The following is a 16279-nucleotide window of genomic DNA, read 5'->3' as shown; positions in this document are numbered from 1 at the left end:
CAATCGGCCGCCCAAGGTCAGGAGTTGCCAATGAAAATCTCAGGCGTCAACGCACTCCTGTCTGGCGCAGCGCCGCCGGGGTGTAGTCCGCCGCGATGGCTTTCGCCCCGAACACGATGCTCTGCTTTTCCTCGTTCTTCAGCCCCACGACCGAGTATCGGCCGGAGATGAGGTCGTACAGGGTTTCGGCGGTGTAGCCCGGCACCTTGTGGTTGTAGTACTGCTGCGCGTGCCCTTCGCCCACGCGCCAGAGCTGGCCGCGACCGTCGTAGTGGTCGACTTCCGCCAACTGCCAGGTGTCCTCGTCGAAGTACATGTGGCGCTTGGCATAGATGTGCCGTTCGCCGCTCCTGAGCGTGCCCACCACTTCCCACACGCGGTGCAGCTCGTAGCGCGTCAGGTCCTGGTTGATGTGACCGGGCTTGATGATGTCCTCGTACTTCAGCGAGGGCGAATCGAGCTTGTAGCTGTTGTAGGGGATGTACAGCTCCTTCTTGCCGACCAGCTTCCATTCGTAGCGATCCGGCGAGCCGTTGTACATATCGTAATTGTCGGAGGTCGCAAGACCATCGGCCGCGGTCGCCGGGCCGTCGTAGGCCACCTGCGGAGCCCGCCGCACGCGGCGCTGCCCTGCGTTGTAGAGCCAGGCCTGGCGTGGCTCCTTCACCTGGTCGATGGTTTCGTGGACCAGCAGCACGTTGCCCGCCAGGCGCGCGGGCGCCGTCACGCGCTGGATGAAGTAGAAGAGGACGTTGTCGCCCTTGCTCTTGTCGAGGTCGGGAAGATTGGCCGGGTAGGAAACCTCGTCCTCGAAGTGCACCATCGAGAACGAACCGTCCACCTGCGGCTGCACGCGGGTGATGTAACGGTGGATGTTACCGCCGCGGTAACGCGTCTCATGGTTCCAGACCAGTTCCACGCCGGTCTTCGGGACCGGGAACGCATAGTAGTGGCTATCGAAGTTCTGCAGGCCGTTGCCATTGCCCACCAGTTCCGTGCGCTGCGCGCTGGTCCGGATCGCCGCGTAGATGTCGTCCGGCAGCGCCGCCGTACGGTGGGACGGGTACACCGGGATCTTGTAGGTGTCGGGGTAGCGCTTGAACAGCGCCATCTGGCCTTCGGTCAGCTTGTCCTTGTACTGCTGGGCATTGGCCGCGGTGATGGTGAACAGCGGCTTCTCGCTGGCGAACGGATCCGCCAGGAAGCCCTTGCCATCGACCGCGCCGGCGTTCGTCGGCAGGCCGCCGGTCCAGGCCGGGATGCTGCCATCGGCGTTGCCGGCCTTCTCCGCGCCCATCGGCGTCAGCTTGTCGCCCAGTTGGGCCACTTCCGCGGCGGGAACCGCGGCCATTACGCTGCCGGCCAGCAGCGACAGCGCCAGGGCGCTGGAAGTCATCAGGAGTCGTTGAGTAAGCATTGCATAGTCCTCTGCGTCAGAAGTTCACGCCAAAGCTGAGTGCGACGAAGTCCCGGTCGACCGACGTGTTGAAGTCGCCGCCGAAGAAGTCCGTGTAGGAAAGGCTGGTGGTGTAGGTGTTGGCGTAGTCCGCATCCAGACCAACGCTGACGGCCTTGCTGCCTTCGTTGAACAGGCCGTTGGGGCCGTAGCCGTCCACGTCGTGGGACCAACTGATGTTCGGCCGCAGGTTCACGCCGGCGAAGACGCTGTTGTAGTCCCAGATCGCACGGGCGCGATAACCCCAGGAGGTGGCGGTGACGTAGCCATCGTCGACGCAGTTGCTGGTCAGGTTGGTGTAGTCGTTGTTGCCCACCGCCCCGGCGATCGTCGTCTGGTTGAGCGCGCGGCAGGTATTGACCGGGCCGGTGGCGGGCAGCGGGCCCGGACCGTATACCGGGTCGCGGCCGTAGCGAGCCTCGCGGGTGGACTCCAGCCCGCCGACGTGCACGACCCCGAGTTCGCCCACCAGCGTCAGGCGTTCCGCACCCATCACCTGGTCGAAGAAATGCGTCAGGGTGGTCTGGAACTGGGTGATCTCCTTGCGACGATAGCCATGCAGGTCGTTGCCGGGGGTCGTCTGGAGCACGGAGGCGTTGCCGAACGCCGCGTAGGCCGTCGGGTTGAGCCCCGCCAGCGGCCCCACTCCGGAGAACAGCAGGTCGGTGGTATTGAGCTGCACCGGCGCATTCGGCCGGTAGCTCACCTCGCCGCTCCAGGCCGTGCCCGTGGGCAGGGTCGTGGAGAAACTCAGACCGTACAGCCGGATGTCCTCCGGGTACTCCATGAAGTAGCTGGAGTTGCCCGCCACGACCAGGGGCGCGGCGGCGCCGGTCCGGGAGGCGACGCTGTAGACGCCCTGCCCCGGCGCCGTGAGGCTGAGGAACGGCGCGCGGCTGTGGTAGTTGATGAAGTAGGCGCCGAACTCGGTATTCAGCGGGTCGAACATGTAGCGCAGCGCCATGCCCCACTGGCCGCCGTCGCGGGCATCGCGATCCGGGCCACGGCGCACCCGGGTGCCCTCGCCGTTCTGGTCGATGTCCAGCGTCGTGCCCGGCAGCGCGGCGTTGATGGCATTGCCGGCGGCCAGATTGTTGGTCAGCAGGCGCAGGTTGTTGCTGCAACCATCGGCCACCACGTCCACCTGGGAGAAGAAGGTGCCGCAGTTGTCGACGACCGTCTGGTCCCACTCCAACTGGTAGAAGGCTTCCGCGGACAGGCTGTCGGTCAGGCTCTGCGACACGTAGAACATGTTCACCGGGATCAGGCCTTCCTTGATCTCGGCGCCTGGCCGGCGGAACGCCGCAACGTCGATCGGGTTGACCGAGTTGATGCTGTTCAGGATGAAGGTGCTTTCACCCCAGCTCACCACCTGCTTGCCCAGGCGCACCGAGCCCGGCTGATTGGCGATGGTGTAGTTGTGATAGACGAAGGCATCCAGCAGCTGCGCCCCCGAGGACTTCGCGCCCTCCTTGCGGCCGCTGTCGTCGATGTCCTTGAACAGCCGGCTTTCGTCCTTGAGTTCGAAGTCGTACCAGTACTTGCCGCGCAGAAACACGCCGGTGTCTTCGTACTTCAGTTCAAGGTCGTGAATGCCCTTGAAGATCTTCGAGAAGGTTTCGCCCTTCTTGAAGTTCAGGTGGCCATCGTCGGTGGTCTGCGACAGCCCCTTGCCGCCATTGTTGACCCCGATCAGGTCCGGGTCACCCCCGCGAAGCGCCCAACTGGCCCCCACCGATAGCGACGAGTCGAACGTCCCCTCGATCTCCCCGATCGTAAAGGTCACTGCCTGCGCCTGGGCGGCGCAGCTCATTGCAATGGCGAGTGCAAGGGCATTGGGGCTGAATGATCCAGCGCGCGCTGTTTTTGTTGTCATGCGGCTTTCCCGTGGTTGGTATTGGCCCGGGAAAGCTAATCAGTGCACGGAATCCACGTAAGCGACGAAGTAGGGATTCCAGGACTCATACTTTGGTATGAGTGCGGCGCGGGACCTCGAACGGGAGGACGGAAATCGGTACGGCAAGCCCGGCCAGGCGGCCGCGACGGCCTGGCCCTGCCCCTGGGCATGGCATCGCTCGCCGACAGCCGGCGACGAACGGCTTCACCGCTACCGCACCCGCCCGTCAGGCAGCCGAGGCGAGAAAGTCGCGCCAGATCTGGCGGCCTACGCCATCGTAGTGCTTGACCGCCTCCCGGAAGGTCTGGCGGCTCGCCACGCTGACCAGGGGGGCCGGCAACAGGGGGTCGAACACCAATTGGCGTATCGCCTGGTCACCCAGGAGGTAGGCTTCACGGGCCGCATCGTCCAGCGGCATGTCCCGCAGGCGCGCGAGGGAGTCCTCGATCCGCCGCTGACCGTCCCGATAGGTGTGCTCCAACTGCTGGGAATCCCAGAGCCCCCTGGCCTTCGCTTCGCGTTCGGCATCGAGGTGCGTGACGAGGAACACGGGAACCTGTGCCTCCAGGCCGAGGCTCAACAGGCGCGCGCGAACGAAGGGCACGCCGTCGGCGAAATTGTCCGGGCGCACATGGAGGCCCTCTTCCAGTTCGCGCATCCCCAGGAACGCCAGTGCCCGTTGGCGCGCGCGCAGCTCCTTGCGGTCGCTGCGGCCCTGCGCGGAAGTCGAGACGGTCACCCAGCCGCCGTCCCAGTTGCGCAGGCTCTGCTCGGCGTTTCGCCATGCGCTGACTTCCTGGGCCAGCGCCTGGCCATCGGCCCCCAGGCGGTAGGCGCCCCGCGCCACCGTTTCGATCAGGCCCGCGGCCTGGAGTCTCGCCAGGGCAACGCGGGTGTTGTTCGCCGAGATGCCGAACAGCGCGCCAGCCCGCACGGCACTGGCGGCATCCAGTTCCTCGTCCTTCCCGCTGCCAAGAAGTTTAAGTAGCAGTTGCCGAGGTGTGGGCGCGGCCTGCTCGGCGGCGGAATCAGGAATCAGATCAAGCAAGAGAGAGCCTCGATAAGCGGAAAGCAACATCTGGCGGCCCAATGAATATTACATTCATTGACCAAATAATCACTTCATGTGTAATTTGTCGCCACAACCCCAATGGAGATGCGCCATGTCTGCCGATGTCCAGTTTAAGACCCACGAGGTAGAGAACCAACCACTGCCGATGGCGCCGCTCAACGCCTGGCTGAGCGATAAACCACTACAGGAGGCCGTCGAGAAGAACGGCGGGATCTGGGCGGAAAAGCACCTCTCCGATTTTGGCCAGGTTGCCGGCCGCGAGCAGATGGAGGCCGGCGAGCAGGCCAACCGCAACAAGCCGGTGCTTCACCCCTTCGATCGCTATGGCCGCCGCATCGACCACGTGGAGTTTCACCCCGCTTACCATGAGCTGATGCGCCAGGCCATGCGCGGCCAGGTGCACAGCTTCTCCTGGCGCCACAAGGAGCAAGCAGGCGCCCACGTGGTCCGCGCTGCGCTGCTCTACATGTGTAGCCAGGCGGATGCCGGTACGTGCTGCCCGCTCACCATGACCCACGCCTGCATCCCGTCGCTGATGCACTCTCCTGAAATCGCGAAGGAGTGGATCCCGCGCATCCTGGCTACCGAATACGACCCGAGAACACTGCCGGCGAACCAGAAAACCGCGCTGACCATCGGCATGGGCATGACCGAGAAGCAGGGAGGCTCCGACGTGCGCCGGAACACCACCCGCGCCATTGCCCAGGCCGATGGCAGCTACAGGATCGTTGGTCACAAATTCTTCTTCTCCGCCCCGCTGTGCGACGCCCACCTGATCCTCGCCCAGGCGGAGGGTGGCCTGAGCTGCTTCCTGCTGCCGCGCGTGCTGCCCGATGGCTCGCTGAACGACGTCCGCATCCAGCGCCTGAAGGACAAGCTGGGTGACTGGAGCAACGCCTCGTCCGAGGTGGAGTTCCAGGGTGCCACCGCGCACCTGATCGGTGTGGAAGGCCGTGGCGTCCCGGCGATCATCGAGATGGTCTCGCTGACCCGTCTGGATTGCATGATCGGCTCCACCGCCCTGATGCGCCAGGCGCTCGTCCAGGCCCTTCACCACACCAGCAACCGCGAGGCGTTCGGCCGCGTGCTGATCGAGCAGCCGCTGATGCGTAACGTGCTGGCCGACCTCGCGCTCGAATGCGAAGCCAGCGTTGCGCTGACCCTGCGCGTTGCACGCGCGGTGGATGCCGCGGGGCGTGATAGCCATGAGGCAGCCTTCGCCCGCATCGCCACGGCCATCGGCAAGTACTGGATCTGCAAACGAACCCCGGCATACGTCAACGAGGCCCAGGAGTGCCTGGGTGGCATTGGCTTCGTGGAAGAGAACATCCTGCCCCGCCTGTACCGCCAGGCCCCGCTGAACTCCATCTGGGAGGGAAGCGGCAACGTGCAGTGCCTCGATGTCTTGCGCGCGCTGCAGAAAGAGCCAGAGGTACGCCACGCGCTGTTCGTCGAACTGCAAGGCGCGCTGGGCAAGAATGCTCTCTACGACCAGCATGTGGCCTGGCTCAAGCACGCGTTCGAAGACGTGGCCACCCTGGAGGTCCGCAGCCGCCTGGTGGTCGAACGCGCCGCCCTGGCAATCCAGGCCGCGCTTCTGCTCAACACCGGCGATCCGCAGATCGCGGAAACCTTCTGCCGCTCCCGTCTGGCGCGGGAGCAGGGTTTTGCCTACGGCACGCTCGACCCCAGCGCCCCGCTGGATCTGCTCATTGCCCGGGCAAAACCTGCCGTGTGATGGGCGAACCCGCCTGGCCGACAGGCTTCCAGGCGTAGCCAGGTCGATCCTGGGCAGTTCGAGCGGGTACACAGGGGGGAAATCTCCCCCCTGTGTACCCGCTACGTCCCGTCTATTGCGCCTTTAAAAATTACAAAACAAATCAAATAAATACATAAAATGTAATTTGTGAACGATGACTTCGTTCACGTCCCCATCCCCTCCCGGTGTCTTCGCGGCTCATCCGTTGCGTGCTGCAGTTCGAATGCATCCCGCCGGGCACCAGGTCTGAAGCAAAGCGAACAAGGAGAACAACCATGAGCGTGCATCTGGGTCAACTGCTTTCGCAGCGAGCCGTACTGAGCCCTTCGCGAGAAGCGCTCGTCACACCCACCGGGCGATGGACGTACAAGCAACTCGATCAGCGAGTCGGCAGGCTGGCGAGTTACCTGGATAGCCGGGGCGTGACCCAGGGTGATCGCATCGCCGTGCTCGCCCGGAACAGTGAGATGCTGGGCAGCACGCTCTTCGCTGCCGGGCGCCTGGGTGCCACGCTGGTTGTCCTGAACTGGCGCCTCAAGGTCGAGGAGCTGGAGTACATACTGTCCGACTGCACCCCGACCGTCCTGGTCTATGAGGACGACTTTGCCCAGACCGTCGGGCAACTGGCGGTATCGCGACCTCGACTCCTCCTGATCGGCTCCGGGCCGCACGACTCGGTTGCGCCGTACGAAAGCATCGTCGGCATGCCCCGGGACGTCTCCCCCCTCCTCGGCAGCCACGGCGGCGAGCACCCGGCGGTGATCATGTACACCTCGGGAACCACCGGGCATCCGAAGGGCGCGATGATTTCGCACAAGGCGATGATGGCGAGTTCCCAGGCCAACGTCTGTACCCTGGACTGGAGGCAGGACCATCGCTTCCTGCTGATTGCGCCGATGTTCCACATTGGCGGCCTGTCGCCCCTGGTGACCAATGTGCTCAAGGGTTGCACGACGATCCTGCAGCCTGACTTCGAGCCTCTCCAGGTCTGGCGGACGATCGCGCAGGAGCGCGTCACCAGCCTGATGACCGTGCCGGTCATGCTTCAGGCCCTCCTTGGCGTGGCGCAAAAGACACAGGTGGACAGCAGCAGCCTGCAATGGGTGACCTGCGGCGCGTCCGCCGTACCCAGGCCGCTGATCGAAGCCGGCATGGCCGCCGGCATAGCGGTCCAGCAGGTCTACGGATCGACCGAGTTCGGCGGCGCCATCAGCTTCTGGACCGCAGAGATGGGCCTGGATAAGGCGGGCTCCCAGGGCAAGGCGCTGCTCGGCGGCGAGGTGAAGGTGGTCGATATCGAAACCTTCGACGCCCTGGCGCCCGGCCAGAAGGGTGAAATCTGCTGCCGTGGGCCCATGATGTTCGATGGCTACTGGGGGAATCCCGGCGCCACCCGTAGCGCATTGCGTGACGGATGGTATCGCACCGGCGACGTCGGCTACCTGGACGACGACGGGTTCATCCACGTGGTGGATCGCTGCAAGGACATGATCATCAGCGGCGGGGAGAACATCTATCCAGCCGAGCTGGAAGCGGTGATCCTGGGCCTGCCCGGTATCGCGGAGGTGGCGGTGGTGGGCCGTCCCGACGAGCGCTGGGGCGAGGTTCCCGTGGCGTTCGTCGTCGCCGAGGCGGGCGCCGGACTGACCGCCGATGCGGTGATGCAGGTGTGTCGCGAAAAACTCGCCGGCTTCAAGTGCGTGAAAGAGGTTCGCTTCATCGAGGCGCTGCCACGCAGCGCGGTTGGCAAAGTGCTCAAGCGCGCGTTGCTTGCGTAGTAGTCCGCCAGCGGGCTCGGACACGGCCTTCCCGCCGAGCCCGCACTCCACACCCGAGGGGGAGCAGCGACGATCGCTGCCCCGCCCCCTGTACGCCCGCTATCCCTCCACCAGCAGATCCAGACGCCTCAGGATACGGTCGATGTCCCGCCTCTGGGAGGCCGTCAGGCGCTGCTCCGACCCGATGGCCACGCGCTTGGCCGTCGGGTCGTTGCAGGTCACCGACAGGGCGTCGAAAACCTCTCCCAGCAGATCCCTGACCTTGTATTCAACCGCCAGCTGGCGCAGGCGGAAGCGCGCGACCTTGCCGAACGGGGTCAGCGGGAGCTCATCGAGCACGAAGACGTGCTTGGGCCGTGCCGGCGGCTCGGCGATGTGCTGCGTCACGAAGTCGGAAAGCTCCTCGGGCCGGACGGTCGTACCGGTGCGGGCGGCCACGAAGAGCACGGGGACTTCGCCGGCATAGTCGTCGGGCATCGCCACCGCTGCCGCCTGGCCCACGGACAGGTACTGCAGCGCGACGTCTTCGATGACCTGGGGATCGATGTTGTGCCCGCTCCGGATGATCACGTCCTTGGAGCGGCCGACGATCCTCAGCTCGCCATTCACCGCGACCTCGCCCAGATCGCCGGAGGCGAACCAGCCTCCTTGCGGGTCGTCGGTGATGCCTTGATCGGTCAGGTAGCCGTGGAAGACGTTCGGCCCCCGAACCAGGACTTCACCCTTAGCGCCTGGCCGGTACGCCGCACCGGGTTCGCCCAGGCTGATCTCGACGCCCGGGACCGGAGCGCCCGCCGCGTGCGCGGCACGCCGGTCGCCGATCAGTTGCGCGGTCGCGATCCCGCTGGACTCGGTCATCCCGTAGAGCTGGAAGATGGGTTTGCCTAGCCAGGCCTGCATCGTCTGGGAGAGGTCTTCCGACAAGGGGGAGCCGCCGGTCATGATCGCCCGGAACCCGCTGAGGTCCGACACCCCGAGCGGACTGTCCCGGATGGCCGCAAGGGAGGTCGGAACGGCGCCCAGCAAGGTGATCCTGTAGCGGGCGATCACCTCCCAGATCCGCTGCACCACCTCGGGGTTCCGCATGCCCAGGGCCGTGGGGAAGACGACCGTCGCGCCCACCGCCAATGCCGCCATGAGGGCATCGATGGCGCCGCCCACATGGAACAGCGGCAGTCCGCTGAGCAAGCGTTCGGACGGCTGGATACCCAGGCCGGCGCTCGCCATCAGCGCCGCCGCGGCCATATTGCGCAGCGAGAGCCGGGCCAGCTTGGGATGCCCGGTGGTGCCGCCGGTATGCACCAGCGCGCCAATCCGGTCAGACGAGCCCACTGCTTCAAATTCCGCGACGGGATGGCCGACGAAGGCGTCCCAGGCCAGGGGCACCTCAATGATCGTGGGCGCAATCGCCATCGACTCCACCGCGCGCAGGACACGCGCATGCACATCCAGGGCCGGGTGCGGCCCCAGGGTCACGACCACACGGCAACGCGCGAGGGTCAGTTGCGAGCGTATGGCCTCCGCCGACAGCAGCAGGTTGACGGGAAACGCCACGGCCACGGCGCTCGCGGCGATGAGCGTGGACACGGCCTGGGGGACGAAGGGCAGCAGAATGGCGACGGACTCGTCTTCGCCAATTCCCGTCGCCTTCAGCGCCGCCGCGACCGTCCGCACGTCCTGCAACAGTTGCTGGTAGCTGATCGTCAGCGGCGCACCGGCAAGGTCGCCGGGAAGGAACTCCAGCGCGGTCTGGGTGGGCATCTGCCGCGCCGTGCAGGCAAGCAGTTCGAAGGGGGTGGTCGTCGACTCCATGCGATGTTGTATGCAGGAGCTGTTGGAGGTGGCAGTCGACATCGAGTACTCCTTGGGCCAGCAGGGAATCTACCGCCGCGCGGCCGGAACAGGCGCCGCGCGGCGCATATGGGTTGATCGCGTCAGCGCTGGAGCCGGGCTTCCAGCTCCTTGATCAACTCACGGGCCTCTTCCCGCTCCGGGATCGGTCGACCGCTGTCACGCCACTGCACCGCCGCCTTGAAACCCTCGGCCTGGGCGTAGCGGCGGAACCAGACACCTTCCGGGTTGTGGCGAGTGATGCCGTCGAACACCGTGGCCATCATCTGGGTCTGCTCCAGTCCCATCGTCAGCATCACCTGGTTCACCACCATCTTGTGCATGGCCAGGTGCGACTTGGGCACGCCGGCAATCCGCTCGGCGAGCTTCATCGTGGCGGCTTCCAGGTCATCCTTCGGCACCACCTCGTTGGCCAGCCCCCAGGCGGCGGCCGTGACCCCATCGATGGGATCGCCGGTGAACATCAGCTGCTTGGCCCGCGCGAAGCCCAGGCGGAACGTCCACATGGCGGTCGTCGGGCAGCCCCAGACGCGCGTCGGCATATAGCCGATCCTGGCGTCCTCGGCCATCACCAGCAGGTCGCAACTCAGCGCGATGTCGCTGCCGCCCGCCGCGGCATAGCCATGCACCTTGGCGATGGTCGGCTTGCTGCAGCGCCAGAGGCTCATGAAGTCCTCCGTGTTGCGCTTCATGAAGGCGTAATCGACCATCGGGTCCCAGGGGGTGCTCTCCTGCTGGCAGGGGTGATCCTGCATCTGCTCGGCGGACTCCGCCAGGTCGTAACCACCGCAGAACCCCTTGCCGGCGCCTTCGACGATGATCACATGCACCTCATCGTTGCCTTCCGCCCACTCCACGGCGGCGCGGATGTCGCGGGGCGTCTGGTTGGTGATTGCGTTGAGCCGTTCCGGGCGGTTGAGCAGCAGGCGCGCAATGCGAGGCGACTGGCGATCCTGTTCGATGGAGACGGTGGCGAAGGTGGGCATATCAAACTCCAGGCAGATGGTCTTGGTTGATCGGGAGAAAACAGTCAAAATTGACTGTATGAGCGCACAACAAAACAGTCAACGCTGACTGTAGCCATCATTCATCGAGTAAATGTCCCTGCATGCAGACAGCCACCAGCCCCACCGCCCCCTCCAGAAAACTCGCCACCCGCCAGCGCCTGCTGGACGCGGCGGTGTCCTCACTGATCGAACTGGGTGTCGCCAGCACCACGACGCTGGAAGTGCAGCGCCGAGCGGGCGCCAGCCGGGGCGCGCTGCTGCACCACTTCCCCACGCATGCCGCCCTGCTCTCGGCCACCATCGAGGAACTGGTTCGCCGCAACGATGAAGCGGTGCGCCAGGCCGAGTTGACGATGGGGGATATCTTGAATCCGCTGGAGCGGGCGATCCGCATCCTGTCGACGATGAGCCTGCAGCCGGCGTTCCTGGCGGAGCTGGAACTTTGGGGAGCGTCGCGGACGGACAGCGATCTGCAGGCGGCCATCCGAGGCGCGGAGAGAGCGGCGCGGGTGGAGCGCGAACGCGTCGTGGAGAGTCTCCTCGCGGCCGTGCAGGACAGCCCGAACTACGAGGTCGTCAAATCCCTGAGCATTGCGTTTCTGCGCGGGATGGCGCTCTCGAGCGTTCTGGCGAGCAATCGGGAATACCACGAAAAGCTCATCGCCCAATGGGTGTGGGCGGTGCGCGTGCTGCTCGACGCCCCGCCCTTCCGGGAGGACAACTGACGGGGCTTCGGCCTGTGGGCAGGAGAAGCGTCCGCGGGACGCACTGGGCATCCCGCTCAGCTGACCCGCTGGTAACCGCCGGCCACTCCACGGCGGGACAGCACCCACTGCCACAACTGGATGTCGCGGGCGCGGAAGGCTCCGGCGCAGGACAGCAGGTAATAGCGCCACATGCGCCGGAAGCGTTCGCCCAGTTCCTCGGCGAAGCGCGGCCAGCTCGCCTCGAAGTTGCGTGCCCAGGCCATCAGCGTGCGGTCGTAGTCGGCGCCGAAGTTGTGCAGATCCTCCACCACCAGCAGGCCGTCGGCGGCGTCGCCGATCTGGCCGATGGAAGGCAGGTCGCCATTGGGGAAGATGTACTTGTCGATCCAGCGGTCAGGCACGCTGCGGCGCTGGTTCTTGCCGATGGTGTGCAGCAGGAACAGGCCGTCGTCGTCCAGGCAGCGCGACACGACTTCCATGAAAGTCCGGTGGTTCTTGCGCCCGACGTGCTCGAACATGCCGATGCTGACGATGCGTTCGAAACGCTCGTCGAGGTCCCGATAATCCTGCAGGCGGAACTCCAGGGGCAGCCCGGCATAGCGCTCGCGCGCCCACTCGCACTGCTCGCGGGAGATGGTCACGCCGACGCACTCCACGCCGTAGCGTTCGGCGGCGAAGGCCATGAAGCTGCCCCAGCCGCAACCGATGTCCAGCACGCGCATCCCCGGACGCAAGTCGAGCTTGCGGCAGACCAGGTCGAGCTTGGCCTCCTGGGCGGCGGACAGGTCATCGGCATCCTTCCAGTAGCCGCAGGTGTAGGTCATGCGCGGATCGAGCATGGCGGCGTAGAAGGCGTTGCCCAGGTCGTAATGACGTTCGCCCACCGCCCAGGCGCGCTGGGTGGTCTGCAGGTTGCACAGGCGCGCCTGCAAGGCGTGCAGGATCAGCGAGGTGGGGCTGACCTGGTCAACCACGCCGCTGCGCAGCAGGCGGGAGAAAAATTCGTCGAGCTGGTCGCTGTCCCAGTCGCCGGCCATGTAGGCCTCGCCGAGGCCGAGGTTGCCCTGGGCCAGGGCACGCTGCGGCACGTCGGGATGGTTCAGGCGCATGTCCCAGGGACGCTCGCCGTCGAGGCCGAGACCGGCCTGGGCGAGCAGCGAACGGGCGAAACGATGGGCGCGGCTGTCTGCAGCCGGATGGATCGGGCTGGTGGTGGAGAGCTCGGAAGGCATGGGTTTTCCTTTTTTTCTGAATTTCCGTCTGCGCTCAGGCGTCGTCGCGGTGCAGACGCAGGACCGCGCGCAGTTCCTCGCGCAGCCAGGCCTGGCGGATGTGCGGCAGGCGTTCGGCGAGGCGCCGCGCCACCCAGCGCTGGCCGCGGGCGATGAACCGCAAGCGCTCGGCCAGGTCGTCGATACTCATGGCCTTGGCGTGGAAGGCGCCCAGTTCGTGGCCGGGCTCGGCGCCCAGGCGCTCCAGGCTGCGCCGCAGGCGGCGGCAGCTCTCCGCCTCGCCCAGGTGCAATTCGTGCAGACGCCGCAACAGCTGCGGGTCTTCGGTCTGCCGGGAACTGTCTTGCATCACCCGGGCCCCGGCGCGCTCGGCGCGCAGCAGCTCCTGCAGCCAGTCGATCAGGTCGGCGTCGCACGGGCCCTGCGCATGCAGGCGGGCCAGGCAGGCTTCGGCTTCGTCCACCAGTTGCGCGAGGCGCGCGGCGGCCGGGCGGATGTCGTGCAGTTGGGTGCAGGACTGCCCGGCGTAGATCGGCATATCCTCCAGGCGCCCCTTGGCATCGCGCAGCGGCGAATCGGTAGAGAACAGGTAGATGGCGCCGCCGTCCTGCTCGCCGATAACCGGCGTTTCACGGCGCGCATGGAGCTCAGCGTAGTCGCCGCGGGTGACGGCGTTGGACAGCACGCGCACCGGCGCCGGCATCGGCCAGTTGCGGAAGAAGGCTTCGGTAAGCAGGGTCTGCTCCGCCTCGGCCTCCACCAGGCAGCGCTTGTGGTATGTGTGGGCATAGGACTCGTCGGTGGCGAGAAACGCCGATCCGCAGGCCACGCCCTGGGCGCCCAGGGCCAGCGCGGCGACCACGGCGGCGCCGCTGGCGATTCCGCCGCAGGCCACCACCGGCACTTCGCCCAGGGCCACCAGTTGCGGCACCAGTGCCAGGGTCGAGATCTCGGCGCGCACGTGGCCGCCGGCCTCCAAGCCCTGGGCGATCAGTACGTCGACCCCGGCGCGCAGCGCAGCCTCGGCGTCGGCGCGATTGCCCACCTGGTGCAGCACCAGCACGCCGGCCTCCTTGAGGCGGCGGATCACGTCCGCCTGTACATCCCAGAACAACGCCACCGCAGGAACCTGCAACTCCAGGCAGGTGCTCAGCTGTGCGTCGAACAGGTCCGCCGGGGTCGCGGCCGGGATCAGGTTCACGGCGAACGGCTGCTGGCTCAGCGCCCGGTAGGCGGCGACCTCGCGGCGAATCAGCGCAACCGGCTCACGAACCATGCCCAGGCAGCCGAAGCCACCCGCGTTGCCGACCGCGGCGGCCAGTTCATGACGGGCCACGCCGCCCATGCCGGCGCAGATGATCGGTACCTGGCATCCCAGGAGTTCGACCAGGGGAGTTTGCAGAGCGGCGTGCGGCATGGTGGTACTCCTGAAGCCGCATGGCAGAGCGGCGACAGGTCAATACTAGGCCGGGTGCTTAACTGAACTTAAATGAAATTTAATGGCGCATGAGTTCACTAAAATGAATGGATCAGCGCCTCAGTACTCACTACCCTCCCCGCTACAGCCCTTGCTCCTTCTGCCTGTGCAGGGATGCGGCAAAGGGTCACGCACGGCCCCCTGGCCGCGTTGATATAAAAATTAGTTCATTCAGCATTCATTATTATTAGTTTGTTGCAGGCCGGGCCGCTCAAATGGCCAGGCCCCAGAACGCATGCCCCTTCGTGCCCCCGGTTGCCGATAGTTCTGGCGCACAGCCGATAGCCGTCGCCGTGCGCTCGCGATTTGCCATAAACATATGGATATCCGTATATTTGATTATCCATATGTGAAGGCACCTGCCCGTGATCACCCCTCCCGAAGTTTTCAAGAGCCTGGCCGACGAGACCCGCGCCCGCGCCACCCTGCTGATCGCCAACCTGGGCGAACTCTGCGTCTGCGAGCTGGTGTGCGCCCTCGATGACAGCCAACCGAAGATCAGCCGCCACCTCGCCCAGTTGCGCAGCAGTGGACTGCTGATGGATCGCCGCCAGGGCCAGTGGGTCTACTACCGCCTCAATCCGCAATTGCCCGCCTGGGTGCACGAGATGCTGCAGGTCACCCTGCAGGCCAACGCGCAATGGCTGGCCGACAACACCCTCCGCCTGCAGAACATGGACGGCCGCCCCGTCCGTGACGCCGCCTGCTGCTGATTCCTCCCCCTCCCTTCGAGCAGGTCTCCCATGCTGATCGCTGTCGCCGTCTTCGTTTTCACCCTCGTCCTGGTCATCTGGCAACCCAGGGGCCTGGGTGTGGGCTGGAGCGCCGCTGCCGGCGCGATCATCGCCCTGGCGACCGGTGCGGTGTCGCTGCACGACATCCCCACGGTGTGGGCCATTGTCTGGAACGCCACCGCCACCTTCATCGCCGTCATCATCATCAGCCTGCTGCTGGACGAGGCAGGCTTCTTCGAATGGGCGGCCCTGCACGTGGCGCGCTGGGCGAAGGGCAGCGGCTACCGCCTGTTCGCCTTCTGCGTACTGCTCGGCGCGGCCGTTTCCGCACTGTTCGCCAATGACGGCGCGGCGCTGATCCTCACGCCCATCGTCATGTCCATGCTGTTGGCCCTGCGTTTCTCGCCCGCCGCGACCCTGGCCTTCGTCATGGCCGCCGGCTTCATCGCCGACACGGCCAGCCTGCCGCTGGTGGTCTCCAACCTGGTGAACATCGTCTCGGCCGACTACTTCGGCCTGGGCTTCGCCGAATACGCCTCGGTGATGGTGCCGGTGAACCTCGCCAGTGTGGCGGCCACCCTGCTGGTGCTGTTCCTGTTCTTCCGCCGCGACATCCCGAGGCAATACGCAGCCGATGCGCTGAAGGAGCCGAAGGCGGCGATCCACGACCGCGCCACCTTCATCGTCGGCTGGTGGACGCTGCTGGTATTGCTGGCCGGCCTGTTCGCCCTGGAGCCGCTGGGCATTCCAGTCAGTGCCGTGGCCGCCGCCTGCGCTGCGATCCTCTTCGCCGTCGCCGCTCGCGGTCACCGCATCTCCACCCGCCGCGTACTGCGCGAGGCGCCCTGGCAGGTGGTGATCTTCTCCCTTGGCATGTACCTGGTGGTGTACGGCCTGAAGAACGCCGGCCTCACGGACTTCCTCACTCACCTGCTCGACCGTCTTGCCGGGCAGGGACTGTGGAGCGCCGCCATCGGTACCGGCCTGCTCTCGGCGCTGCTGTCCTCGGTGATGAACAACATGCCCAGCGTGCTGATCGGCGCCCTGTCGATTCAAGCGAGCGGTGCCGAGGGCCTGATCCGCGAGGCGATGATCTACGCCAACGTCATCGGCTGCGACCTCGGCCCGAAGATCACACCCATTGGCAGCCTCGCAACCCTGCTCTGGCTGCATGTGCTGGAGCGCAAGGGCATGCGGGTCACCTGGGGTTACTACTTCAAGGTTGGCATCCTGCTCACCCTTCCGGTTCTGCTGATCACCCTTTCGGCCCTGGCGTTGCGCCTGAGCCTCTGACGTCCGCCCCGAAGCG

The 16279-nt window shown here is 65.9% G+C and carries 12 protein-coding genes; 5 read left to right on the top strand and 7 right to left on the bottom strand.

Going from position 1 to position 16279, the window contains the following annotated elements:
* Window positions 1-46 precede the first annotated feature (46 nt).
* The 3 genes from ACYCAX_RS06305 to ACYCAX_RS06295 form a co-directional block, all read right to left on the bottom strand.
* The gene (locus ACYCAX_RS06305; protein WP_294975946.1) at window positions 47-1417 is read right to left on the bottom strand and encodes a DUF1329 domain-containing protein; all 1371 of its coding nucleotides are present in this window, start codon (window positions 1415-1417) and stop codon (window positions 47-49) included.
* 16 nt (window positions 1418-1433) lie between these two features.
* The gene (locus tag ACYCAX_RS06300; RefSeq protein WP_294975949.1) at window positions 1434-3332 is read right to left on the bottom strand and encodes a DUF1302 domain-containing protein; all 1899 of its coding nucleotides are present in this window, start codon (window positions 3330-3332) and stop codon (window positions 1434-1436) included.
* A 247-nt stretch (window positions 3333-3579) separates the two neighbouring features.
* Window positions 3580-4401, bottom strand: a complete 822-nt coding sequence (locus ACYCAX_RS06295; RefSeq protein ID WP_015477144.1) for a PaaX family transcriptional regulator C-terminal domain-containing protein — start codon at window positions 4399-4401, stop codon at window positions 3580-3582.
* A 115-nt stretch (window positions 4402-4516) separates the two neighbouring features.
* Here ACYCAX_RS06295 and ACYCAX_RS06290 point away from each other — a divergent pair, with 115 nt between their 5' ends.
* Together ACYCAX_RS06290 and ACYCAX_RS06285 are read left to right on the top strand one after the other, a co-directional pair.
* Window positions 4517-6163, top strand: a complete 1647-nt coding sequence (locus ACYCAX_RS06290; protein ID WP_460247607.1) for an isovaleryl-CoA dehydrogenase — start codon at window positions 4517-4519, stop codon at window positions 6161-6163.
* Window positions 6164-6459: 296 nt separating this feature from the next.
* The gene (locus tag ACYCAX_RS06285) at window positions 6460-7962 is read left to right on the top strand and encodes an acyl-CoA synthetase (RefSeq protein ID WP_460247606.1); all 1503 of its coding nucleotides are present in this window, start codon (window positions 6460-6462) and stop codon (window positions 7960-7962) included.
* A gap of 99 nt (window positions 7963-8061) precedes the next feature.
* Here ACYCAX_RS06285 and ACYCAX_RS06280 read toward each other — a convergent pair whose 3' ends face one another.
* Together ACYCAX_RS06280 and ACYCAX_RS06275 are read right to left on the bottom strand one after the other, a co-directional pair.
* Entirely contained in the window at window positions 8062-9816 is a 1755-nt protein-coding gene (locus ACYCAX_RS06280) for an AMP-binding protein (protein ID WP_460247605.1), read from the bottom strand.
* Between the two features lie 80 nt (window positions 9817-9896).
* On the bottom strand, window positions 9897-10799 hold the full coding sequence (locus tag ACYCAX_RS06275; protein WP_015477140.1) for a crotonase/enoyl-CoA hydratase family protein: 903 nt from the start codon (window positions 10797-10799) through the stop codon (window positions 9897-9899).
* A 122-nt stretch (window positions 10800-10921) separates the two neighbouring features.
* On the opposite strand from ACYCAX_RS06275, the gene ACYCAX_RS06270 reads away from it, so the two are divergent.
* On the top strand, window positions 10922-11545 hold the full coding sequence (locus ACYCAX_RS06270; protein ID WP_294975971.1) for a TetR/AcrR family transcriptional regulator: 624 nt from the start codon (window positions 10922-10924) through the stop codon (window positions 11543-11545).
* 56 nt (window positions 11546-11601) lie between these two features.
* On the opposite strand, the gene cfa is transcribed toward ACYCAX_RS06270, so the two are convergent.
* Window positions 11602-12759: a cyclopropane fatty acyl phospholipid synthase gene (gene cfa, locus ACYCAX_RS06265; RefSeq protein ID WP_460247604.1), complete on the bottom strand. Its 1158-nt coding sequence runs from the start codon at window positions 12757-12759 to the stop codon at window positions 11602-11604.
* Window positions 12760-12793: 34 nt separating this feature from the next.
* Window positions 12794-14176, bottom strand: coding sequence for a nitronate monooxygenase (locus ACYCAX_RS06260; protein WP_294975975.1), 1383 nt, complete (start codon window positions 14174-14176; stop codon window positions 12794-12796).
* A gap of 425 nt (window positions 14177-14601) precedes the next feature.
* Between ACYCAX_RS06260 and ACYCAX_RS06255 the strand changes: the two genes are divergently transcribed.
* Window positions 14602-14949, top strand: a complete 348-nt coding sequence (locus tag ACYCAX_RS06255) for a metalloregulator ArsR/SmtB family transcription factor (protein ID WP_015477136.1) — start codon at window positions 14602-14604, stop codon at window positions 14947-14949.
* Window positions 14950-14979: 30 nt separating this feature from the next.
* Window positions 14980-16263, top strand: a complete 1284-nt coding sequence (locus tag ACYCAX_RS06250; RefSeq protein ID WP_294975980.1) for an arsenic transporter — start codon at window positions 14980-14982, stop codon at window positions 16261-16263.
* Window positions 16264-16279 lie beyond the last annotated feature (16 nt).

Source organism: Pseudomonas sp. MT3, from assembly GCF_054720805.1.
The sequence above is the reverse complement of the archived record's forward strand: the minus strand, read 5'-3'. Positions and strand labels throughout refer to the sequence as shown.